Origin of the sequence: Adhaeribacter soli (assembly GCF_008727925.1) — a bacterium.
In the GTDB taxonomy this organism is placed as follows: Bacteria; Bacteroidota; Bacteroidia; order Cytophagales; family Hymenobacteraceae; genus Adhaeribacter_A; species Adhaeribacter_A soli.
The window spans coordinates 283278-305680 of the sequence record NZ_VTWT01000001.1; the positions used below are offsets into that span (position 1 = coordinate 283278).

Consider the following 22403-nt stretch of genomic DNA (forward strand, 5'->3'; position numbering starts at 1 on the left):
AATGGAGCTGCCCCCGGCCATGACCTAAATCATGCAGGGGCATGATAAACGTCATATTAACCGGCCCGGGAACACGGTAATTTTGTAAAGAACTAAAACCCTAAAGATCAGATGGAAGCCGCACCTTCAGTCGATTTAAAAACCTGCTACCACTGCGGGGAAGATTGTGACGATACGCCAATTCTCGCCCACGAAAAAGCCTTCTGCTGCGAAGGCTGCAAAGTGGTGTACGAAATTCTGGACGCCAATAACCTTTGTACTTATTATACCATAGAAGACCGCCCCGGAAACTCCGTAAAAGATCCCGTGGCCGAATCGCGCCTGGCCTACCTCGACGATGTTTCGGTGATAAACCAGCTGCTCGATTTTCAGAATTCCCAGATCAGCAAGATCACGTTTTACATTCCCCAGATGCACTGCAGCTCCTGCATCTGGCTGCTCGAAAACCTGCACAAACTCGATGCCGGCGTAACCGATTCCAAAGTGAATTTCCTCCGCAAAGAACTGGCCGTAACGTTTGAGCACGGGCAAACCAGCCTGCGCAAAATTGTAAAACTGCTGGCCGCCGTCGGCTACGAACCCAATATTACGCTGGCCGATACGCACGCCAAAATTCAGCCGAAAAGCTACAAAATGGCTTATAAATTAGGCCTGGCCGGCTTCAGTTTTGCGAACATCATGCTACTGAGTTTTCCGGAATACCTGGCTATGGCCGGAGATCTGGAGCAAAGCCTGGGCAGTTTTTTTGCTTATCTGAATATCGTTTTAGCTTTACCCGTTCTGCTTTTCAGCGCCACTGGTTTCTTTACTTCGGCCTGGCAGGGCATTAAGCAGAAAATGGTGAACCTCGACCTGCCGATTGCCATTGGCCTGGCTTCGCTCTTTACGGTGAGTATTTACGACATAGTAACCGGCAAAGGTCCCGGCTTCCTCGATTCCTTTACCGGCCTGGTATTCTTCATGCTTATCGGCAAATACTTCCAGCAGAAAACCTACGATTCCCTTTCCTTCGACCGCGATTATACGTCTTACTTCCCTATTTCGGTAACTGTGTTGCGCAACAACCAGGAAACCTACGTACCTGTGAAAGAACTGAAAACCGGTCAGCGCCTGCTCATCCGCAACCACGAATTGATTCCCGCCGATGCGATTTTAATGAAAGGCACGGCCAATATCGACTACAGTTTCGTTTCGGGCGAATCGGTGCCGGTGGCCAAAGTGGCCGGAGAAATTATTTACGCCGGCGGCCGCCAGGTAGGCGAAAGCATTGAACTGGAAGTGGTGAAAGAAGTAAGCCAGGGCTACCTGACCCAACTCTGGAACAGCAGCGTTTTCCGCAAAAAAGACGAAACCAATTTCGAAACCTACGCGCACGCCGTGGGCAAATACTTCATTACAGTTACCCTGATGATTGCTGCCGGTGCTTTAATTTACTGGGTGCCGCGCGATACCGATATGGCCATCAAAGCGTTTACTTCCGTTTTGGTTATTGCCTGTCCGTGCGCCTTGTCTTTGGCAACGCCGTTTACGCTGGGCAGCGCCCTGCGTATTTTCGGCAAGAATAAATTTTACCTCAAGAACCTGAGCGTGGTAGAAGAAATGGCCAAAGCCGATACCATTGTGTTCGACAAAACCGGTACCCTTACCGAAACCGACCAGTCGGAAATAAACTACTTCGGGGCGAAGTTTTCGCCGGAAGAACAGGTGCTCTTAAAATCGGTGCTGAAGCATTCTACCCACCCGCTGAGCCAGCGCATTTACAACCAGTTTGCCACTACTACGTTGCCAGTATTGAACTTTGCCGAAATTCCCGGCAAAGGCATTGAGGCGGAAGTGAAAGGCACGAACGTAAAGATCGGTTCGGCAGGATTTACCGGCGCCGTGCCCGGACCGCAAACCGAAACCCGCGTGTACATCAGCCTGCACGGTGAAGTTTACGGCTACTACGTATTCCAGAACAAATACCGCAAAGGCCTGGAAACGGTACTGAAATCGCTGAAAAAAGTAAAAAAACTGGCTGTACTCAGCGGCGACAACGACAGCGAAAGGGAACGCTTAAGAGCTTTATTCGGGCCGGAAGCTGAACTGAACTTCAACCAGAGCCCGGTGCAGAAACTCCAGTACATTCAGCAACTAAAAGACCAAGGCCATAAAGTAATCATGATCGGCGACGGCCTGAACGATGCCGGCGCCCTGAAGCAAGCCGATGCCGGCATTGCCCTGACCGATAAAGTAAGCGGTTTCAGCCCAAGTTGCGACGGCATTCTGGAAGCGAAGAACTTTGCTCTGCTGGGTACATTCCTCAAGTTCTCGAAAGTGAATATGCGGATTATTTTAGGTAGCTTCGGCGTTTCATTCGTCTACAACATTATCGGTTTAACCATGGCCGTAATGGGTGAGTTTACCCCGATCGTTTCCGCCATTTTAATGCCGATCAGTACCATAAGCGTAATTGTTTTTGCTACCATTTCGGTACAGATCGCGGCCAATAAATTGAAGCTGAACAAACCGGAAAAACTGGCTATGACCTAAAGTTTTCAGTTGGAAGACAAAAAAAGGCTGGTATGGATACCGGCCTTTTTTGTGGGTACTTTTTGAAGAGTTTACCCGGTATTAGTAGTTCTTTGTCTGAACACGATTCAGGGATTTGAATGATGTACAGGATTTTCCTTCAAAAGAAATATTACGTTCGCGGATATTACGTTCGCGGAGCGGAAGGAGAATTAAGGGAAATTAAAGGTAGCCGAAAGGTTTTCTTTCATAGGTTTTAATCACAAATTTCTCTATTTGAGAAAACTTCGCTTTTCTCCCGATTTAATACCAAATCGCCACACGCCAATTCCATTAAATACTTATACTAGTGCGAGCCTCCGGCTCGTATCACTTTCAAAAACTGATCAAATAATTCTGATACGAGCCGGAGGCTCGCACCAGCGATCAAGATAATTACAGGAATGGAAAAAGTTTTCAAAGAACTGTTATAATTCCTTTTCAAAGAAAATCCTGTCCATCTTTTCAATCCTTAAAATCATGTTCAGACAAAGCAGCCTGCGTAACTGCAAACGGTAATTGCTATCAGTTTAAAGTATCGCTTAATCAAGAACCAATTCCATCTGAATATTGCTTCGTTCGTAAGGGGAAGGCTTTCCCACGATCTTTTTAAAACCCAGTTTGTGGTACAGGTTTATGGCCGGAACCAGTTTGGTGTTGCTTTCCAGGAACAGTTTTTTAGCGCCTAAGGCCTTGGCTTTTTCAATGCAGGCTTTTCCCAGTAACCACCCGATGCTTTTTCCCTGGGCCGCCGGGCTCACCGCCATTTTAGCCAGTTCATACGTTTCATTATCCATTTTAAGCAGCGCGCAAACGCCCATAATTTCACCTTTATATGCTGCTACCAGAATATGGCCGCCCTTATCCAGAATGTACCCTTTCGGATCGTTCAGACTTTCCAGGTCTTTTTTCTCCAGCTTAAAATAGTGCTCGATCCATTCCACATTCAAATCCCGGAAACGGGTTTGGTGTTCGGGTTCATAAGCCTGAATGATTACCTGTTCACTTTCGCGTGCTTTCATTTTATTTTTTACCCTTTCAAATAAGTTTTGCTGCCCGAGCAGGAACTCGGTTTCTTCCATTGCCTTCCACAGATCGTACTGCATTTCCCTAAAAAGATCTTCCACCGCCTGCTGCACATCCGTAACCTGCTGCTTTAAATTCGGAACCATGGCTTTGCCTTTTTCGGAAAGCGAAAGCATGGTTTTGCGACCATCTTTTGCGTCTTTAGTTTCCATTACCAGATCCTGCTTTTTCATTTCCTTTACGATCTGGCTTACTGAAGCATGCGTTTGGCCTATTTCCTGGGCGATTTCGGTAACTGCCAGCCTTTCCTTTTCGGCCAGCATATAAAATACCGGAAACCACCTGGGCTCCAGTTTTACGTTGTACAGGCCATAAATTTTCAGGGCATCTTCGGTAACCGTATCGCTCAATTTCCGGAGCCGGCTGCCCAGAGCCATTTTTCCTGCTGCCTGATAAAAGTCCATAAATAAATTTTTTAAAAAGCTTACGTAAGTACTTACGCAAAAATAAGGTAAACAGAAATAATCTCCAAATCAGCAGCAAAAGGGAAGAGAAATAAGCAGGGGAGAATTTGCCAGGTTATAATCAATGCCGTCAACTTATGGATATTGCGCTTAAGCGCTCTTCCAGACATCTGTGTCTAGGAACAACCTGCCGGGGACATCCGTGTCCCCGTAACTTCACAAGCGGACACAGATGTCCGCACCAGAATAAGTTTCAGACACAGATGTCTGAAACAGCGGTTATTATTCATTCATAATTCCTTAAGTTAACCGCATTGGTTTTATAATGTGCTCCAAAGGAATTTCCAGGCTATAAATATTAAATCAGCCGAGTTCCCGGTCTGAAAGGTCACAAACTTCTACTGGAAACCGTAGGAAAAGGGGCCTGAAAAGTAATTCATTCAGCAAACCTGACCGGCTGTTTTTTCTGGTTAAAAGCATCAAAATTCAGTGCCAGACTGATGCCGGGGACGCCATAAAGGTAGGTTGGAGCCATCACAATGGTCGGTTTCCGGCCCCAGCGGTTGCGGTGCGATAAATAAGCTGCATGCGAGCACAGGATCCCGATGCCGGCGCCTACAAATACATCCGATTGCCAGTGCTTGTTTTTCAGCATCCGGAAGGCGCCCACACTCGTGGCAATGCCATAACCTGCCACGCCGTACCAGTTGCTCCGGTGCTTCAGCTCGGTATGTAAAATAGAAGCTGCCAGAAATGCCTGGGCGGTATGCCCCGAAGGCATCGATTCCATATTTTCGCCGTTTGGCCTTTCCAGATTGGTGATTTCCTTTAACCCGAACACAGTAACTGCAAAGAGTGCTTCGGCTTTTAAAATTACCAATGTGGTGTTGAGCAGATCGTTATTGGACCGCTGGTTGAAAAGGTTGGCTGCGGCCAGTTCCACGTAAGGCGCTACCAGGAAAGCGTCATCCAGCCAGGTGTCGAAGTTCGGGAACTCCCGCAAAATATCTTCCCGGGCATCGTAACTGCTGTAAAACCCGTTGTCACGCACCGTACTCACACCATACCCGATGAGAATGGCCGGTACAATGGTAGCTTTAAAAACTTTGGATTTATAAAAAGGCGCCTTTTCTTTCGGGGCGAAAAGAGGGTCCTGGTATTTCTGAAGCGTATCGGTTTGCTGGGCCTGCAGGTTGGTGCAGCAAAACAGGATTATAAACAAAACAGAAAGCCACCAGCGGTAAAGATGTTGCATAAGCAGGTCTGAGAATTAATCGGTAGTATTATCCTTAAAGCGTGAATTTCCGGAAATGGTTACTGCCAAAAAGGAGGAAAGCCGAAATTGCATAAAATTCCGAAATGCCCGTAATGCTAATCACTTGACTTTCTCTGAAAATTACATGAAAGAGCCGCAACTGGTATAGTTTACCTGGCGCAAGTATTAAGCAAAGCGTCACTTGGGCCTGAAGAACAAAAGCAAGTCTCCAGACTTGCGTAACAGGGGGAGTTCAGAAATCCGATTTTTGTCCATTATAAGTAAATAAACAAATTTATTTTAAACTACTACCATTGTCATTCAGTTAGAAATTGATGGAATTGAAGCACAGAAATCACAAGTTTTTTAAAGAATGACAGCAAGGAAAATCCTAACCGGTGATACTAAATTGTTCACTTACATCCTTTTAAAACCCCTTCCAGTTATTGCTCACCTATTATATAAAAAGAGGCTGCCTTAGTTTTGAGACAGCCCCCTTTCATTTCTGATTCAGGTACAATTATTTTTCAATCACTAACTTCTTAATCCAGGTTTTGCTGCCGTCGGTTAATTGCAGCAGGTAGATCCCGTTTCGCAAGCTTCTTAATTGCAGTTCTTCGTTAATGATCCCTTGGGCATTTGCCAGTAAGCGCTTCTTGTAGAAAGGCCTGCCAATGGAATCAAAGATCGTCAGGTTAACGGCATGGGTTCCCTGCTGGCGGAATTCCAGTTTGGTTTTTCCGGCCGAAGGGTTCGGGTAAAGCCTGAAGCCTTCCGGCTGTTCTGGTAGGGAAGCGGGCTGATAATTATAAGCGGCAGAAGTATCGGAAATGCATAAGGCATTCCAGACGATTACCTGGTACATTCCATATTCTTTCGGTTTAATTCCCGGTGCATTGGCAGTTAAAGCCTTGCCGTTCAACAGCCACTGGTAAGCTGTACCGTTTACCGAACTTCCCAGGCTGTCCAGGTTTATCAGGTTGATAACCGGTTTAGCCGGTGCTGCCAGGATGGTAACGGTAGTAGAAGCCGAAGCCAGACAGCCATTCATGGTGTAAGTATAAACCAAAGGATGCTTACCAGCACCGGCTGCCGTTAAGTTAAAGTTGTTGCCAGTTAAAGCATTGCTTCCTGACCAGGTACCGCCGGCCGGCGAACCCCTTAAGGTCAGCATGCTTTCTGAAATACAAACGGTAGTGTCTTTTACGGCTGCAATTACCGGGTTCGGTTTTACGATTATCCTAACCGAATGAGTACTGGAGCAGCCGGTGGCAAAATCGGTAACCGTTAACACTTTAATTAAAGTGTCTGCCAGAGGATTGAAGTTGGTAAAAATAAAGGTTGGGTTCGAAAGCTGGCTGTTGCTCAAACCATTTGCCGGTGACCAAATATAGCCATAACCCGGTGTCGGTGAACTGCCCAGAGTAATCGTTTCGCCGGAACACATAATCTGGTCAGAGCCGGCGGAAGCAACCGGAGTTGGTTTAACTGTGATTTCGATTGAATCTTTTACCGTACAGCCATTACTGGTGAAGGTATAAACCAGCTTATGCAATCCGGCTCCGGCTGTTAGTGGATCGAAGGTATTTCCGCTCACGTGCGGACTTCCGCTCCAGGTACCGCCCGCAGGCGTTGGTGTAAGCTGGTAGAGCCCGGAGTTCGCGCAAACAGAAGCGTTAGCTCCGGCTGAAACTACCGGTACCGGTTTCACAATGATTTGTACCGTATCGGTGCTGCTACAGTTGGTAGCCAAGTTCGTTTTAGTTAGCACTTTTAGTAAGGTATCCGCCTGAACGGTATGATTTGATTGGGTAAAAGTCGGGTTGGAAATAAACGGACTAGTTAACCCGGCTGCTGGTGACCACCTGTAAGAAAAGCCCGGTACGCCGGAAGTTCCTAGTGCAACTGGCTCACCTGAACAAACCAGGGTGTCGTGACCGGCAAAAGCAGCAGGAGCAGGAAGAACCGTAAGTTTAACCGAATCTGTAACCGAACAGCCGTTCAGATTAAAGGTATATGCCAGCCTGTTTATTCCGGGAGTCGCCGCTGCCGGATCGAAAGCAGTGCCTGAAATGCCGGCACTACCGGTCCAGGTTCCACCCAAAGGCCTGCCGTTCAGTTGGTAAATACCTGCATTGGCGCAAAGCGAAGCATCTGGTCCTGCATTTACTACCGGCAGCGGATTTACCGTGATTTGTACCTGGCTGGTAGATGTACAACCGGTGGAAGTGTTCGTTACCGTCAGGGTTTTTACAAAAGTAGCAGGAGAGGTTAGATTACTGTTTGTAAATACCGGTTGCGCTGCCGCCGGGTTATCGAGGAAGGTTCCCGGCGACCATTGGTAAGTATAACCAGCCACGGCCGGAACTCCCAAAGTAACCGAACTTCCTGCACAAATGGTGGTGTCGCGGCCTGCACTTGCCAACGGCGTAGGAGTAACAGTTATAAAGGTAGAATCGGAGCGGGTACAGCCATTTTGCTGAATATTGTAAACTAACTTATGTCTGCCCAAACCGGCCATAAAGGGATCGAACAAACCAGTGGCGATTATCCCGTTTCCCGTCCAGGTGCCGCCCGCCGGACTGGCAGAAAGCTGCATCGGCAACCGGTCGGCGCAAACCGACTGGCTGGCTGGCAGCGTGATCGGAGCGACACCCTTCACTACTATTTTCAGGTAACTGGTACTAGTACAGCCATTCACCAGATCGGTTACGTGCAGCACTTTCACCACCGTATCGTTCTGGGCATTCGGGTTTATGCCGGTAAACACCGGATTCGCGATAAGCGGATTGCTTAATCCGGCCACTGGCGTCCAGGCGTAGCTGAAGCCGGCATTCGGCGTCATTCCGATCTGTACTGAACTTCCGGAACAAATGGTTTGGTTCCCACCGGTTAGGGCAGGAGGCGAAGGCATTACTTTCACTTTGCGGGTTTCAGTAGCCGTACAACCATTCTGGGTTAAGGTATAGGTAATGGTATGGTTGCCGGAAAGCGCCGGAATGAACGTATTTCCGAAAACAAGTCCTCCGGAGAAGGTGCCGCCGGCTACAGCAGGAGTCAGAGTAATGGATTGGGTAGAAGCACAGTAAACGCTATCCAAACCGGCAAAAAAAGTATTCGGCCGCGGCTTCACGATAACTTTCAAAATAGCTGGTAAGCTCTCGCAACCGGTAGTGGTCTGGGTTAGGTAATAATTGGTAGTATCGGTAAGTTGCGGCGGGGTAAAAGTAATGCCAGAATGCACCAGCTGCTTTAATTGTGCATCGGCGTACCAGCGGAGATTGGAACCTGTAGCCCGAAGTGGTGCGATTGTTTCTCCATGGCAGTATTCTGGCGGCTTTACAAACTGTGGCGGGTTAGGAATGGCATTGACCGATAAAGGCATAGTTACCGGACTTGTATATGCAGGAGAAGTTGCAATAACGCGGATCTTGTACAGGCTGCTTTTTTTACTGTTAGCCGGCAACGTAATGGTAAAGGTATCGGAAACGGCCGTGGCTTTCGAGCCAACAATAATAGGATTCAGGAAATTGAAATTACCCGCCGAATCGCTAAGCTGTGCCTGCAGCACATTGGCCGCGTTAAACTGGCCAAAAATTTCGAAAGGCAGTTTGAACTGATTGCCGGCACAGAATATACTTAAAGCCGGAGGAATCAGCACCACCGAACGAACGGAGTTGCTTTTCACGCAAATGGTAAAGTCGCCGTTGGTTATTTCCTGGTTATAAGCATACACTCGCACGTAATAGGTTCGCCCTACAATGGTTCCGGCAAATTTTATCACTTCATTTCCCCCGGCAATGGCCGTATCGCGGCACATTACCGAATTTGGGGCGTTGCACGAGCCTGAAAGCAGTTCAGCTACCAGGTCGGCATCGCCGGCATTGGTTACGGTTATGGTATTTTCCGGACCTAAAGCAGTGAACTTGTACCACACATCTGTAGCCGCTGTTCCGCTGCAGCCTCTTAAAGATTCCGTGGCATTTAAAACAGTGCCGGCAACCGGATTGCAAACTGTATCTGCTGCCAGCGTAATTGCGTTCACGCAATGGTCATTAATTGGCGGCAAAGGTCTTTCCTGCACACAGATGCTGAAGTTGCCGCTGCCGTAACCCGGACCTTGATTGTACACCCGCACAAAATAGGTCTGGCCTACGGTTAAGCCGTTCACATCCAGGTTTTCTGTTAAGCTTATGCCCGTATTATCGGTACAGGTTATAGGCGTTATGCTGCCGCAGGTTCCGTTAAACAGTTCTACTACCGGGTCGAAGCCGATGGCACCTTTTACCTGCACCCGGTGGCTCTGGCTGGTAGCCGTAAATTTATACCAGGCATTGTCGTCGGCGGTGCCGGAACAACCCTGTAAATTTGGTTCAGCAAAAGAGCCGGTAGTGGTGCCGTTCACCGCATTGCAAACGTTTGGCGCATTAACCGGAAGCGTAACGGCTCCGCCGCAGGTGCTGTTGATTACTTCCGGAATGCTGGTAACACAAATGCTAAATTCCCCGCTTCCATTATTCCTGAACAGGTAATTGACTACCCGTAAATAATAAATCTGGCCGGGATTTAATTTATAAAAATTCTTCGTGAAAACCGTGTCCTCATTCCAATCCGGGCAACCCATCGATTTCAGGGCGCCGCAGGTATCCTGGTACATTTCTACACCCGGCCGGAAAGTTGCAGTCGCGGAAGCTGAAATCGTAACGTTCCGGCTGGCTGGCGCGGTAAATTTATACCAGACATCCTGGTCGGACATAGTGGTGTAGCAGGTCTTAGGAGTTGCAACGGCCATAGCTAAATTGCCCTTCACCGGCGTGCATACCGCATTAACCGGCAGTGAGATGGCGCCTGCACATTCATCGTTGGAAGGGTAAACAGCCGGTTCGATCAATAAGCGGAACGAACCACAAACCGGATCGTTCGGACCGGCCCATTTATCGACAACAATGTAATAATCTCCGTTGGTGGTAAAGGTAAAGTTCGCGCTGGCGGTAGTATCCGAGCCGGTGGTAAGTGGTAAATGGGCGGTTGTAAAAGGGCAAGCTTTATTAATCCTGATCACCTTCCAGCGTTCGGGGCCTGCTATGGTAATTTTGTAAGTAACCGGCGCATTGGCAATGCTCAGTTTGTAAACCATATCTTCCCCGAATCCATAATTGGAAGGAATTGCAGGATTGGTTCGGGAATCCAGGGTAAGAACACCATAATCGTTGCCTTTGCCGCAGGTGCTCTGCAGGCCGCTGTTAAAAGGAACAGCAGGAATAGGAACCGCATTGGCACAGGTAGAACCGGGAGGTTGCGGCGCTGCGCCGTCGGTAAGGCAAATAGTAAAATTGCCTGAAATTCCGAACCCTACCCGCTGCTCGAACACCATTATAAAGTAGGTTTGCCCCACTACCAGGTTGTTCGCATTTATTATTTTGGTTCCTGAAGGGTTAACTGAAGTTTCGCACTTAAAAGCGGTAAAATTGGTGCAGGTTCCGGTTAAAATGCTTACTCCCGGCCAATAACCGGCAGAGCCCTGAACGGTTATGGAATGATTTGTACTGGTGGCTACAAACTTATACCAGACATCATCATCGTTTTCATCGAAATAATAGTATGGTGAACTGCAGATACCGGCCCCGGGGTTTCTTCTTGCCCCGGCAGAGTTGCCGCTTACGGGCATACACACCGATCCGGAAGAAAGCAATATGGCGTTTGCACAGGCATCATTCACCGGCGGCGTTATCGGGTTTACGGTTAAATTAAATTCGCCGCATTCACCTGGATTAGCCTGGTTAATTTGTTCATAGTCTTCCACCACCACATAATAAGTGCCGTTGGCCGTAAAATTATAGACCTCACTAACGGTAGAATCCCGGTCCGCCGTTAAAGTTGACGGCTCACGATAATTAAATTCGAAATATTCTCCTTCTACACAGTTTGATGGAGAGAAGGCCGGGCTTGGACAACCGGCATAAACACCTACTAATTTTTGAGTGCCTGTACTGGTAAGGGAAAGCTTATACATAGCCGGGGCGTTGGTAACCTCCATTTTAAAAACCAGGTCTCTAAATGGCTTATACCGTAACCTGCAGTTTCCATTATAATCGTTGTTGGCATTACAGGTGGTAAAAGTGCCGCTGTTAAAGGGGTAAGAATTTATCGGAATGGCATTGCTGCAAAGATCCCCCTGAACCGGAGCCTGCTCTTCCTGCACGTAAACCGTAAACTTATCGTAATAAATACCCTGTTGTTGCTCAAAGACCCGGAAGTAGTAGGTATTGCCCGGTATCAGGTTGGAGGTATGGATCTCCCCCGTATTTGGCCAGAAAGTAGGGGTAGCGCAAACCAGCGAGTTCAGGCTTCCGCAGGTACCGTTATATAATTCCAGGCTGGGTATAAATGAAGACATTTCTGCAGCCTGCCCGTTTACGTCCAGGCCGGTTACTTTAATAAACTGGTAAGCCGAGGTAGCCGTAAATTTGAACCACACATCGTCGTTGGGGAAGGTATACCCTACAGAACCGGTACAAGCCGGCAAAGACTGGGTAGCGCCGGAAGTGGTGGCGAATTGCGGCACCGGCGTGGCATTTACCGGCTGAACCGGCAAGGTTATAGCTCCGCTACATTCATCATTTTCAATGTATTCGGTTACACAAATAGAAAACCTGCCGCTACCCCAGCTCGACCGGCTATCATACACGCGCAGGTAATACGTCTGGCCAATAATTAAGCTATCTGCATTTATATCGTAGATTCCAACGCCAGAATAACTTGCCTCAAGATTGGAAAGATTGTTACAGGTGCCGGAAAATAATTGAACAACATCATCATAACTCCCCATTGAGCCCGGCTCCAGAACAATTTTATGTTTCGTGCTTTTTGCAACAAAACTGAACCAGACATCATCGTCGGCTACTGTAGGCTTGTTTCTATTAACCGGGGGAAACGTAATTCCGGGCATTGATTGGGTGGCATAAGCCGAAGTGGCGTTGTAAGGTATGCAGGTTTTTCCTACGGTTAAGCTAATGGCATTTATGCATTCGTCGTTTATCGGTGGTTTTGGAATGGGTAAAATGCTTAAATTAAAGTTGCCGCAGGCGCTGCCGCTCCCAAATTTATCGACCACGAAATAATAAGTGCCGTTGGAATTTAAGGTTATCGTACTGCTGTCGTTGCTTATCGGGCTGTCACCTACAAAGTTACCCGGAGCAACTGCAGGGGTAGGGCAATCCTGGAAAACAGATACCGCATATCTTTCACCCGGGCTAACATTTTGGTCCAGCTTTACCAAATACGAAACCGGGGCATTGGTAACAACCAGCTTGTACACCATTTCTTCCCCCGTAATGACATAATTTAAAAAATTGCCCCGGTAAAAATCGCCTTTGCCGCAAGTAGTCTGCACCCCGCTGGTAAACGGAATGGCCGGAATATCAACCGCGTTCTCACAAAGCGCCCCGTCTGGCAGGGTCCGGTTTTTTACGCAAATGGTAAAGGGCTGACTGGTGGTGACATTGCCGGTAGTATATACCCGGATGAAATAGGTTTTGCCCGGCACCAGCGGTGCCAATTCCATCGTATGACTTGAACCTATCGTAATCTTGCATTTCAAACTGGTCAAGCTATTGCAGCTGTTGCCGGAGAATGCTTCTACGGAAGCGCCGGATGATCCGGTGGTAACCACTGTCACGTCGTGGGCAAGCCCGGTGGCCGTAAATTTATACCAAACGTCTTTTGCGGTCCCGGAAAAGCCGCCGCAGGGTGGCAGGGATTGCGTAGCGTTCAGCAGGTTGCCGGAAACAGTCGAGCAGGTATTTCCCGGAAAGAGTTCTTCCGCTCCCTCGCAATAATCATTATTCGGATCCGAAACGCAGATGGTGAAAGTGGAAGTTCCGGCACCGGCTTTGTAATGATAAACCCGCACATAATAGGTGTTCCCGATAATCAGGTTGGCGGGCTGCGCGGTTTCGGCTTGTCCGTTCGAAGCTACATCGGTACAAACCAGGGAATTCAGGTTGCCGCAACTGCCGGAAAATACTTCCAGCACCGCATCGTAACCGGCGCTGGGGGTAACTTTTACGGCGTGCTGTTTTCGGGTAGCCACAAATTTAAACCAGACATCATCGTCGGCCACCCCGCCGGTGCCGCAAGCCAGCATCGATTGGGTGGCGCCGACAGAGCCGCCGCTTACCGGGGTGCAGGCCTGGTTGGGTGTTATTAAAAAAGCCCCGGAGCAGTTGTCGTTGGCCGGCACGGCCTGAGCTGCTGCCTTCATTGAAAAAATTAAAGGTATAAGGAATACCAGTAAAATGCTCTGCCAATATTTGTACTTTTTTCCAGTGAGGGGTAGCGCTTTTTTCATGCTTCGTGTTTTGCGTTTGCAGAAAGAGTTTCTCAAAATAGCAGACAGCGGGAATTGCTAAACGGTTGTATGGCGTTCCTGAAAAATTATTTAACCATTCATAAAAGAAAATACTTTATTTTCCAGCTTTGGCTGTAAAACCATACCGTTTAGGTTCTCGGCGAACATTTACGAACCCGGACTTTTTATTTGCAATTTTATTTTCTGACCAGTGAAAACTTCATGTTGATTTTAGAGCCTGCAAAGTCTAAAAGAGCTGCTCACTGATAAAGAAAGCAGTCCATTAGATTTTAATTCAGGTACAATTATTTTTCAATCACTAACTTCTTAATCCAGGTTTTGCTGCCGTCGGTTAATTGCAGCAGGTAGATCCCGTTTCGCAAGCTTCTTAATTGCAGTTCTTCGTTAATGATCCCTTGGGCATTTGCCAGTAAGCGTTTCTTGTAGAAAGGCCGGCCAATGGAATCAAAGATCGTCAGGTTAACGGCCTGGGTTCCCGGCTGCCGGAATTCCAGCTTGGTTTTACCAGCCGAAGGGTTCGGGTAAAGCCTGAAGCCTTCCGGTTGTAGGGGTAGGTCAACGGGCTGGTAATGATAAGCGGCAGATGTATCGGAAATACATAAGGCATTCCAGACTATTACCCGGTACATGCCATATTCTTTCGGTTTTATTCCCGGCGCATTGGCAGTTAAAGCCTTGCCGTTCAACAGCCACTGGTAAGTTGTACCGGTTACCGAACTTCCCAGGCTGTCCAGGTTTATCAGGTTGATAACCGGTTTAGCCGGTACTGCCTGAATGGTAACGGTAGTAGTTGTCGAAGCCGGGCAGCCGTTCTGGTTAAAAGTATAAACCAGCGGATGTTTACCCGCACCGGCAGCCGTTAAGTTAAAGCTGTTGCCATTCAAAGCATTGCTTCCCGACCAGGTACCGCCAGACGGCGATCCGCTTAGCGTCAGCATCCCGGCCGAAATACAAACGGTAGTGTCTTTTACCGCTGCAATTACCGGGTTCGGTTTTACGATTATCCTAACCGAATCGGTACTGGAGCAGCCGGTGGCAAAATCGGTAACCCTTAACACTTTAATCAGAGTATCTGCCAGTGGATTGAAGTTGGTATGCGTAAAGGTTGGGTTCGAAAGCTGGTTGTTGCTCAAGCCTGTTGCCGGTGACCAAATATAGCCATAACCCGGAGTTGGTGAACTGCCTAATGTAATGGTTGCGCCGGAACATATAATCTGGTCAGAGCCGGCCAAAGCTACCGGAGTTGGTTTAACCATAATTTCGATTGAATCTTTCACCGTGCAGCCATTACTGATGAAGGTATAAACCAGCTTATGTAATCCGGCTCCGGCTGTTAAAGGATCGAACGTATTTCCGGTCACGTGCGGACTACCGTTCCAGGTGCCACCAGCAGGCGTTGGTGTAAGCTGATAGAGCCCGGAGTTCGCGCAAACAGAAGCATTAGCTCCGGCCGAAACTACCGGTACCGGTTTCACAATGATTTGTACAGTATCGGTGCTGCTGCAATTGGTAGCCAGGTTCGTTACGGTAAGCACTTTAATTACGGTATCTGCCTGAACGGTATGATTTGATTGGGTAAAAGTCGGGTTGGAAATATTCACATTGTTCAGGCCGTTTGCTGGTAACCAGCTGTAAGAAAAGCCGGGTAACCCTGCTGAACCAAGCTGAATTGTTTCCCCGGAGCAAATTGTGGCATCGGCGCCAGCATTTGCCACCGGTGCAGGCCGGACTGTAACGAGCAGAGAATCGGTAACGGTACAGCCATTCGCCGAAAAAGTATAAGCTAAGTGGTGAAGCCCAATAGTTGCCACAGCCGGGTCAAAAACGGAACCGTTTACCGCCGGGCTGCCGGACCAGCTGCCGCCTGATGGCGTTGGAGCTAACGGAACAGGACCTGCATTCGAGCAAACCGTTAGGTCACTTCCCGCCGAAACTACCGGCATCGGTTTTACAATGATGGTAACCGAATCGCGGCTTATGCAACCGGTAGCAAAATTGGTAGCCGTCAGCACTTTCACAAGCGTATCGTTCTGAACGGTATGGTTAGGCAATGAAAAAGCAGGGTTGGAAATAAACGGATTGCTTAAACCGGTTACCGGCGACCATTGGTAAGCAACTCCCGAAACCGGGGCAGTTCCTAATGCAATTCCTTCACCGGAACAGATCGTTGAATCTTTTCCGGCAAAGGCCATTGGTGCAGCCAATACCGTAATATTCACCGAATCCGTAACCGCGCACCCATTCAGATCAAACGTGTAAGCCAACCTGTTTATCCCGACAGGGGCCATAGCCGGATCGAAAGCAGTACCTGAAATGCTGGCGCTTCCGGTCCAGGTTCCGCCTAAAGGCCTGCCGTTCAGCTGGTAAATTCCTGCATTGGCGCAAAGCGAAACATCGGGTCCGGCATTTACCACTGGCAACGGATTTACCGTGATCTGTACCTGGCTGGTAGATGTACAACCGGTGGAAGTGTTCGTTACGGTCAGAGTTTTTACAAACGTAGTTGGAATGCTAACAGCAATAGACTGGAATACCGGTTGGGCCGCCGCTGGGTTATCGAGGAAGGTTCCCGGCGACCATTGGTAAGCATAGCCTGCAACCACCGGAACTCCCAAAGTAACCGAATTGCCTGCACAAATGGTGGTATCGCGGCCTGCACGGGCCAACGGCGTAGGAGTAACAGTTACAAAGGTAGAATCGGAGCGGGTACAGCCATTTTGCTGAATGGTATAGATCAATTTATGTCTGCCTAAACCTGCCATGAACGGATCGAACAAACCAGTGGCGCTTATTCCGTTTCCTGACCAGTTACCGCCCACCGGACTGGTAGAAAGCTGCATCGGTAACCTATCGGCGCAAACCGACTGGCTGGCAGGAAGCGTGATCGGGGCAACGCCTTTCACTACTATTTTCAGGTAACTGGTACTGGTACAGCCATTCACCAGGTCGGTTACGTGCAGCACTTTTACCACCGTATCGTTCTGGGCATTCGGGTTTACACCGGTAAACACCGGATTGGCGATAAGCGGATTACTTAAACCGGCAACCGGGGTCCAGGCGTAGCTGAAGCCGGCACTCGGCGTCATCCCGATCTGCACCGAACTGCCGGAACAAATTGTCTGGTTCCCGCCGGTCAGGGCAGGGGGTGAAGGTTTCACTTTCACTTTCCGGGTTTCGGTAGCGGTACAACCATTCTGGGTTAAAGTGTAAGTAATGGTGTGGTTGCCCGAAAGTGCCGGTATAAACGTATTTCCGAAAACCAGTCCTCCGGAGAACGTGCCCCCGGCTACCGTAGGGGTAAGGGTGATGGGTTGGGTAGAAGCACAGTAAACACTATCTAAACCGGCAAAAAAAGTGTTCGGCCGCGGCTTCACAATTACTTTTATTATAGCTGGCAAGCTTTCGCAACCGGTAGTGGTCTGAGTAAGGTAATAGGTAGTGGTATCGGTGAGTTGCGGCGGCGTAAATGTAAGGCCCGAATGCAGCAGTTGGTTTAATTGCGCATCGGCGTACCACCGAATATTGGAACCCGTAGCCCGGAGCGGAGCAATGGTTTCTCCCAGACAATATTCCGGCGGCGCAACATAACTAGGGGCATTCGGGATGGCATTTATCGTGACCGGAACCTGTACCGGACTGGTATAAGCCGGCGAAGTACCTATGATCCGGATCTTATACAGGCTGCTTTTCTTACTATTAGCCGGCAACGTTATATCCAGGGTATCGGAAACTGCCGTAGCAATGCTTCCAACTATTACCGGAGAGGAACTGAAATTACCGGCTGAGTCGCTGAGTTGTGCCTGGAACGTATTGGCAAAAGTAAACAACCCGAAAACCTGGAAAGGCAACCTGAATTTCTCGCCGGCGCAGAATACACTCAGGGCTGGAGCAACCGGAATAACCGACCGCACCGAATTCGTTTTCACGCAGATCGTAAAATCACCGTTCGTAATGGCCTGGTTGTACGCATACACCCGTACATAATAAGTATTCCCTACGGTAGCCCCCGCAAACTTAATTATTTCATTGCCGCTGGCAACAGCAGTATCGCGGCACATAACGGAATTTGGTGCCGAACAAGAATTGGAGAGCAACTCAGTTACCAGGTCGGCGTCGCCGGTATTCGTTACGGTTATGGTATTTTCCGGACCCAGGGCCGTGAATTTGTACCACACATCCGTAGCCGCCGTGCCGCTGCAACCTCTTAAAGATTCCGTAGCATTTAAAACAGTACCGGTAACCGGGTTACAAATAGTATCTGCCGCTAAGGTTATAGCGTTCACGCATTGGTCGTTGATGGGCGGAAGTGGCCTTTCCTGCACGCAGATACTGAAGTTGCCACTGCCGTATTCCGGTAACTGGTGATACACCCGTACGAAATAGGTCTGGCCGATGGTTAAGCCGTTAACATCCAGGTTCTCCGTTAAGCCCACTGTCGTATTATCTGCACAAGCTACCGGCGTAAAGGTACCGCAGGAACCGGTAAACATTTCCACTACCGGGTCGAAGCCGATGGCACCTTTTACCTGCACCCGGTGGTTAGCCTGGGTTGCCGTAAATTTATACCAGGCATTGTCGTCGGCGGTGCCGGAACAGCCCTGTAAACCCGGTTCGGCAAAAGAACCGGTGGTGGTGCCATTCACCGCATTGCAAACATTCGGGGCATTAACCGGAAGCGTAACGGCCCCGGAACAAATGCTGTTGGCCACGATTGGATAATCGGTTACGCAAACTTCAAAATCAGGATCCCGGGTTATATACGTTGCGTTATTCAAAACCCTGAAATAATACGTTTGGCCGGGTACAAGCTTAAAGTAATTCAGGGTAAGGGTGCTATCCATATTCCAATCCGGGCAACCCATCGATCTTAAGGCGCCACAGGTATCCTGGAACATTTCTATCTGGGGCTGGATGCTGGTTTTAGCCGATACAGAAATACGAACGTTTCGGGAAGCCGGGGCGATGAATTTATACCAGGCATCCTTATACCGGTCAAAGGAACCACAATAGGTAGGCTTAGAGACCGTTGCCAGCGCCAGGCTGCCTCTGGTAGGAGAACAGGTGGTAGTTACCGGCAGCAGAATAGCCCCACTACATTCATCATTCGGAAAATAAACGGGCTGATCGATCTTAATGCGGAATACATCACAAACCGGATCATTTGGAGCTGCCCATTTATCGGTAATAATGTAATAAGTGCCGTTTCTGGTAAAAGTATAATTGGCATTTGCCGAAGTATCGGGGCCGGTTGCCAGGGCATCGAAAACGCCGTTAAAAAGATCGATCGGGCAGGCGTCGTAGATCCGCATAACCTTCCAGCCGGTAGGAGAAGAAAGCGTGAAATTATAAGTTACCGGGGCATTCGTAATAGTAAATTTGAAGACCATATCTTCTCCGTAACCATAAAAACCAGGTTGCCCCTGATAACTGCTTACTAAAGAACCGAAGAACCCATAGTTGTTTCCTTTGCCGCAGGTAGTTTGCAGGCCGCTGTTATACGGGAGGCTCGGAATGTTGACCGCATTTTCACAAACTGATCCCATCGGGCGGGGTGCCCCATCCGTAACGCAAATGGTAAAGTTGCCGGTGGTGCCATAACCTGGTCGTTGGTCGAATACGTTTACATGATAAGTGGTACCTGGAACGAGGTTTTCCGCCTGAATGATCCGCGTTCCTCCCGGGTTAAATCCCGGATCGCAATAAAGCGGCGTTAAACCAGTACAACTTCCCCGATACAATTGCCCCCCTGCCCAGAATCCGCCACCCGTTCCTTTAATGGTAATGGTATGGGAGGGGCTGGTAGCTACAAACTTATACCAAACATCATCGTCGGTAAAACCAGGCCTCACCGAACCACAGGTTACGGAACCCGGAAGATTACTGGCCCCGGCGGTGGTACCAAAAACCGGGGTGCAACCCGCTCCGGTTTGCAATAGAACAGCGTTGGCACAGTTATCATTTACCGGAGCAGATACTGGCGTTACCTTAAGGTTAAAGGTGCCGCAGGTACCCGTTGCATTAGAGGCAAAATCTTTAGAGTCTTCAACCACAATATAATAATTGCCGTTCTGGGTAAAGGCAAAGATCTCATGAATAATAGAATCATTGTCACTCAGGTTCGTTATAGCAGCGTACTTCGATCCTTGAAAATACCTTCCGGAAAAGCAATTGCCGCGTGGTGCCGACGGGTTGGGGCAACCGGAAAATACCGCCAGGCTTTTTACGGTACTTTGGCTGGAAAGCGAAATTTGATAAGAAACCGGTGCATTCGTGATCTCCAGCTTAAATACCATTTCCTCATCTAAACTGCCGCCGCTACCACCGCATAAAGTGTTGTAATCATTACCGGAACCGCAGGTAGTTTGGGTACCGCTGTTAAAAGGAATACTACTGATTGGAATCGCGTTGCTGCACATTGCACCCGGAACAGGCGCTAACTTTTCCTGAACGTAAATGGTGAATTTATCATAGGAAATATCATCAGAGGTGTCGAATACCCTTAGGTAATAAGTGTTTCCCGGTATCAGGTTAGTGGTATTTATTTCACCTATTGTAAGCCAGTTGAGGGAGGCACATATAAGGGAATTCAGCGAGCTGCAGGAACCATCGAAGAGTTCCAGGTTTGGCCGGAAATTAAACTGACCAACCTGCCCGTTTTTATCTAACCCAACTACTTTAATGAGCTGGTAAGCGGAAGTAGCGGTAAATTTAAACCAGACATCATCGTTCGGGAATACAAAGCTGCCGTTGCCCCCGCAGGCCGGCAGCGACTGGGTGGAAACGGCACTGGTAGCCAATAGCGGAGTAGGGGTTGCGTTTAAAGGTTGTACCGGCAGGGCAATGGCGCCGGCGCATTCGTCGTTCTCTATCAGTTCGCTTACGCAAATGGAAAAACTACCGCTTTGCCATCCCACATTCCGGTCGTAAACCCGGATGTAATACGTTTGCCCGACCACCAGATTGGTAGCATCGATATCGAACATAATGCCGCTGGAACTATACTTGGTTTTTAAGGAAGTAAGATTGCTGCAGGAACCGGAAAATAACTCCATCACCCCGTTAAATTGGAAGGCGTTAACGCCATCCAGCACAATTTTATGGTGCGGGCTTTTCGCAACAAAACTAAACCAGACATCATCGTCGGCTACGGTAGGGTGGCGTAACGGCGAAGGGAATCTTACCCCTGGCAGCGATTGGGTGGCGTAGGCAGAAGTTCCGTTAAAAGGTATGCAGGTTTTACCCACCGTTAAGCTAATGGCATTGATGCATTCGTCATTTACCGGAGCTTTTGTGTTGGGTAGGATCTCTAGATTAAATTCGCCGCAGGGGGTTGTATTTTTTACCCGGTCTACCACAAAATAATAAATGCCATTGGTTTTCAGGGTAACCGTGCTGCTATCTACGGTTAAAGGGCTGTCTCCTACAAAGTTTATGGGACCAAAAGCAGGGTTGGGGCAATCTTTAAAAACCGCCACGCCCAGGGCATCTGCTCCGGCATTCAGTTTGTTTAATTTTACCAGGTAAGAAACCGGCGCATTGGTAACATTCATTTTAAAGATCATCTCTTCCCCGGTAAACTGGGGCTCCAGAAAGTGGCCGCTGAAATAATCGCCTTTTCCGCAGGTAGTTTGCGTACCACTGTTAAAGGGGACAGCCGGAATGTCGATGGCATTTCCGCAGGAGGCGCCCGCCGGTAAGGTCCGCTCTTTTACGCAAATGGTAAAGGGTCTGCTGGAAATAACGCTGGAAGTTGTAAAGGCCCGGATGTAATAAGTCTGCCCCGGAACCATGGACCCTAGTTCCATGGTATAGCCGTTCGTATTGATGGAGGTCCGGCATTTGATCGAGCTTAAGCTGTTGCAGAAATTGCCGGAAAATACTTCCATGGCCAGGTTAAAGGAATTTCCCGGCTGAATCGTAATATCATGCGCAAGCCCGGTGGCAATGAATTTATACCAGATATCGCTTACCGCACCTGTACCGCCACAAGCTGGAAGCGATTGCGTGGAATTTATAAGGTTGCCGTTTACCGGGTTGCAGGAATTGGCCGGAATTAATTCGGTCGCCCCGTCGCAGAAATCATTTACCGGATCGGAAATACAGATGGTAAAGCTGCCCGACCCGGATCCGGATTTATAGTGGTAAACCCGGATGTAATAAGTATTTCCCGGTACCAGGTTGGCAGGTTGGGTCATTTCAATTTGCCCGGTTGTGGCTTCATCGGTACAGGAAATAGAATTCAGGTTGGTACAGCTTCCGGAAAACAATTCCAATACCGCATCGAAGCCGGCGCTGCCGGTAACTTTAATGGCATGTTGTTTTTTAGTGGCTACAAACTTAAACCAGACATCATCGTCGGCCACGCCACCTGCCCCGCAAGCCAGTAAGGATTGGGTAGCTCCCGTTGAATTGCCGTTTACCGGGGTGCAGGCCTGGTTGGGCGTTAATAAAATAGCGCCTGCACAATCATCGTTGGCAGGAATGGTTTGCGCCGCAGCCTGAACCGATAAAATAAACGGTATTAAAAAAGCTAGTAATAAGGGGCCGCATTTCTTGGTGTGAACAGATAGGGTGAGTAGCAGTGCTTTCATGCAGTTTTATTTTAGACCAGGGATAAGTAGATCCTCTCAAAACAAGCAGACAAGCAAAACAACCGGATGGTTGTATGGCATTATAACTTTTATAACCCTTTCCGGAGGAATTTTGCTTTTAAATTTCCTCTTGCTTCTTTGGAAGA

5 protein-coding genes are annotated in these 22403 nt (G+C 48.6%); 1 reads left to right on the forward strand and 4 read right to left on the reverse strand.

The annotated features are described in order from the left end of the window. Positions 1–111: 111 nt before the first annotated feature. Complete coding sequence (locus tag F0P94_RS01100; RefSeq protein ID WP_150901854.1) at positions 112–2532, forward strand: heavy metal translocating P-type ATPase; 2421 nt, start codon at positions 112–114, stop codon at positions 2530–2532. Between the two features lie 560 nt (positions 2533–3092). Here the strand turns inward: F0P94_RS01100 and F0P94_RS01105 are convergent. The 4 genes from F0P94_RS01105 to F0P94_RS01120 all read right to left on the reverse strand — a co-directional run bounded on the left by F0P94_RS01105 (position 3093) and on the right by F0P94_RS01120 (position 22257). Next, positions 3093–4040, reverse strand: coding sequence for a bifunctional helix-turn-helix transcriptional regulator/GNAT family N-acetyltransferase (locus F0P94_RS01105; protein ID WP_150901855.1), 948 nt, complete (start codon positions 4038–4040; stop codon positions 3093–3095). A gap of 436 nt (positions 4041–4476) precedes the next feature. Beyond that, a complete protein-coding gene (locus F0P94_RS01110; protein ID WP_150901856.1) occupies positions 4477–5295 on the reverse strand; it encodes a phosphatase PAP2 family protein in 819 nt (272 codons plus the stop codon). Between the two features lie 520 nt (positions 5296–5815). Next, entirely contained in the window at positions 5816–13558 is a 7743-nt protein-coding gene (locus tag F0P94_RS01115) for an Ig-like domain-containing protein (RefSeq protein WP_150901857.1), read from the reverse strand. Between the two features lie 392 nt (positions 13559–13950). After that, complete coding sequence (locus F0P94_RS01120) at positions 13951–22257, reverse strand: T9SS type A sorting domain-containing protein (RefSeq protein ID WP_150901858.1); 8307 nt, start codon at positions 22255–22257, stop codon at positions 13951–13953. Positions 22258–22403 lie beyond the last annotated feature (146 nt).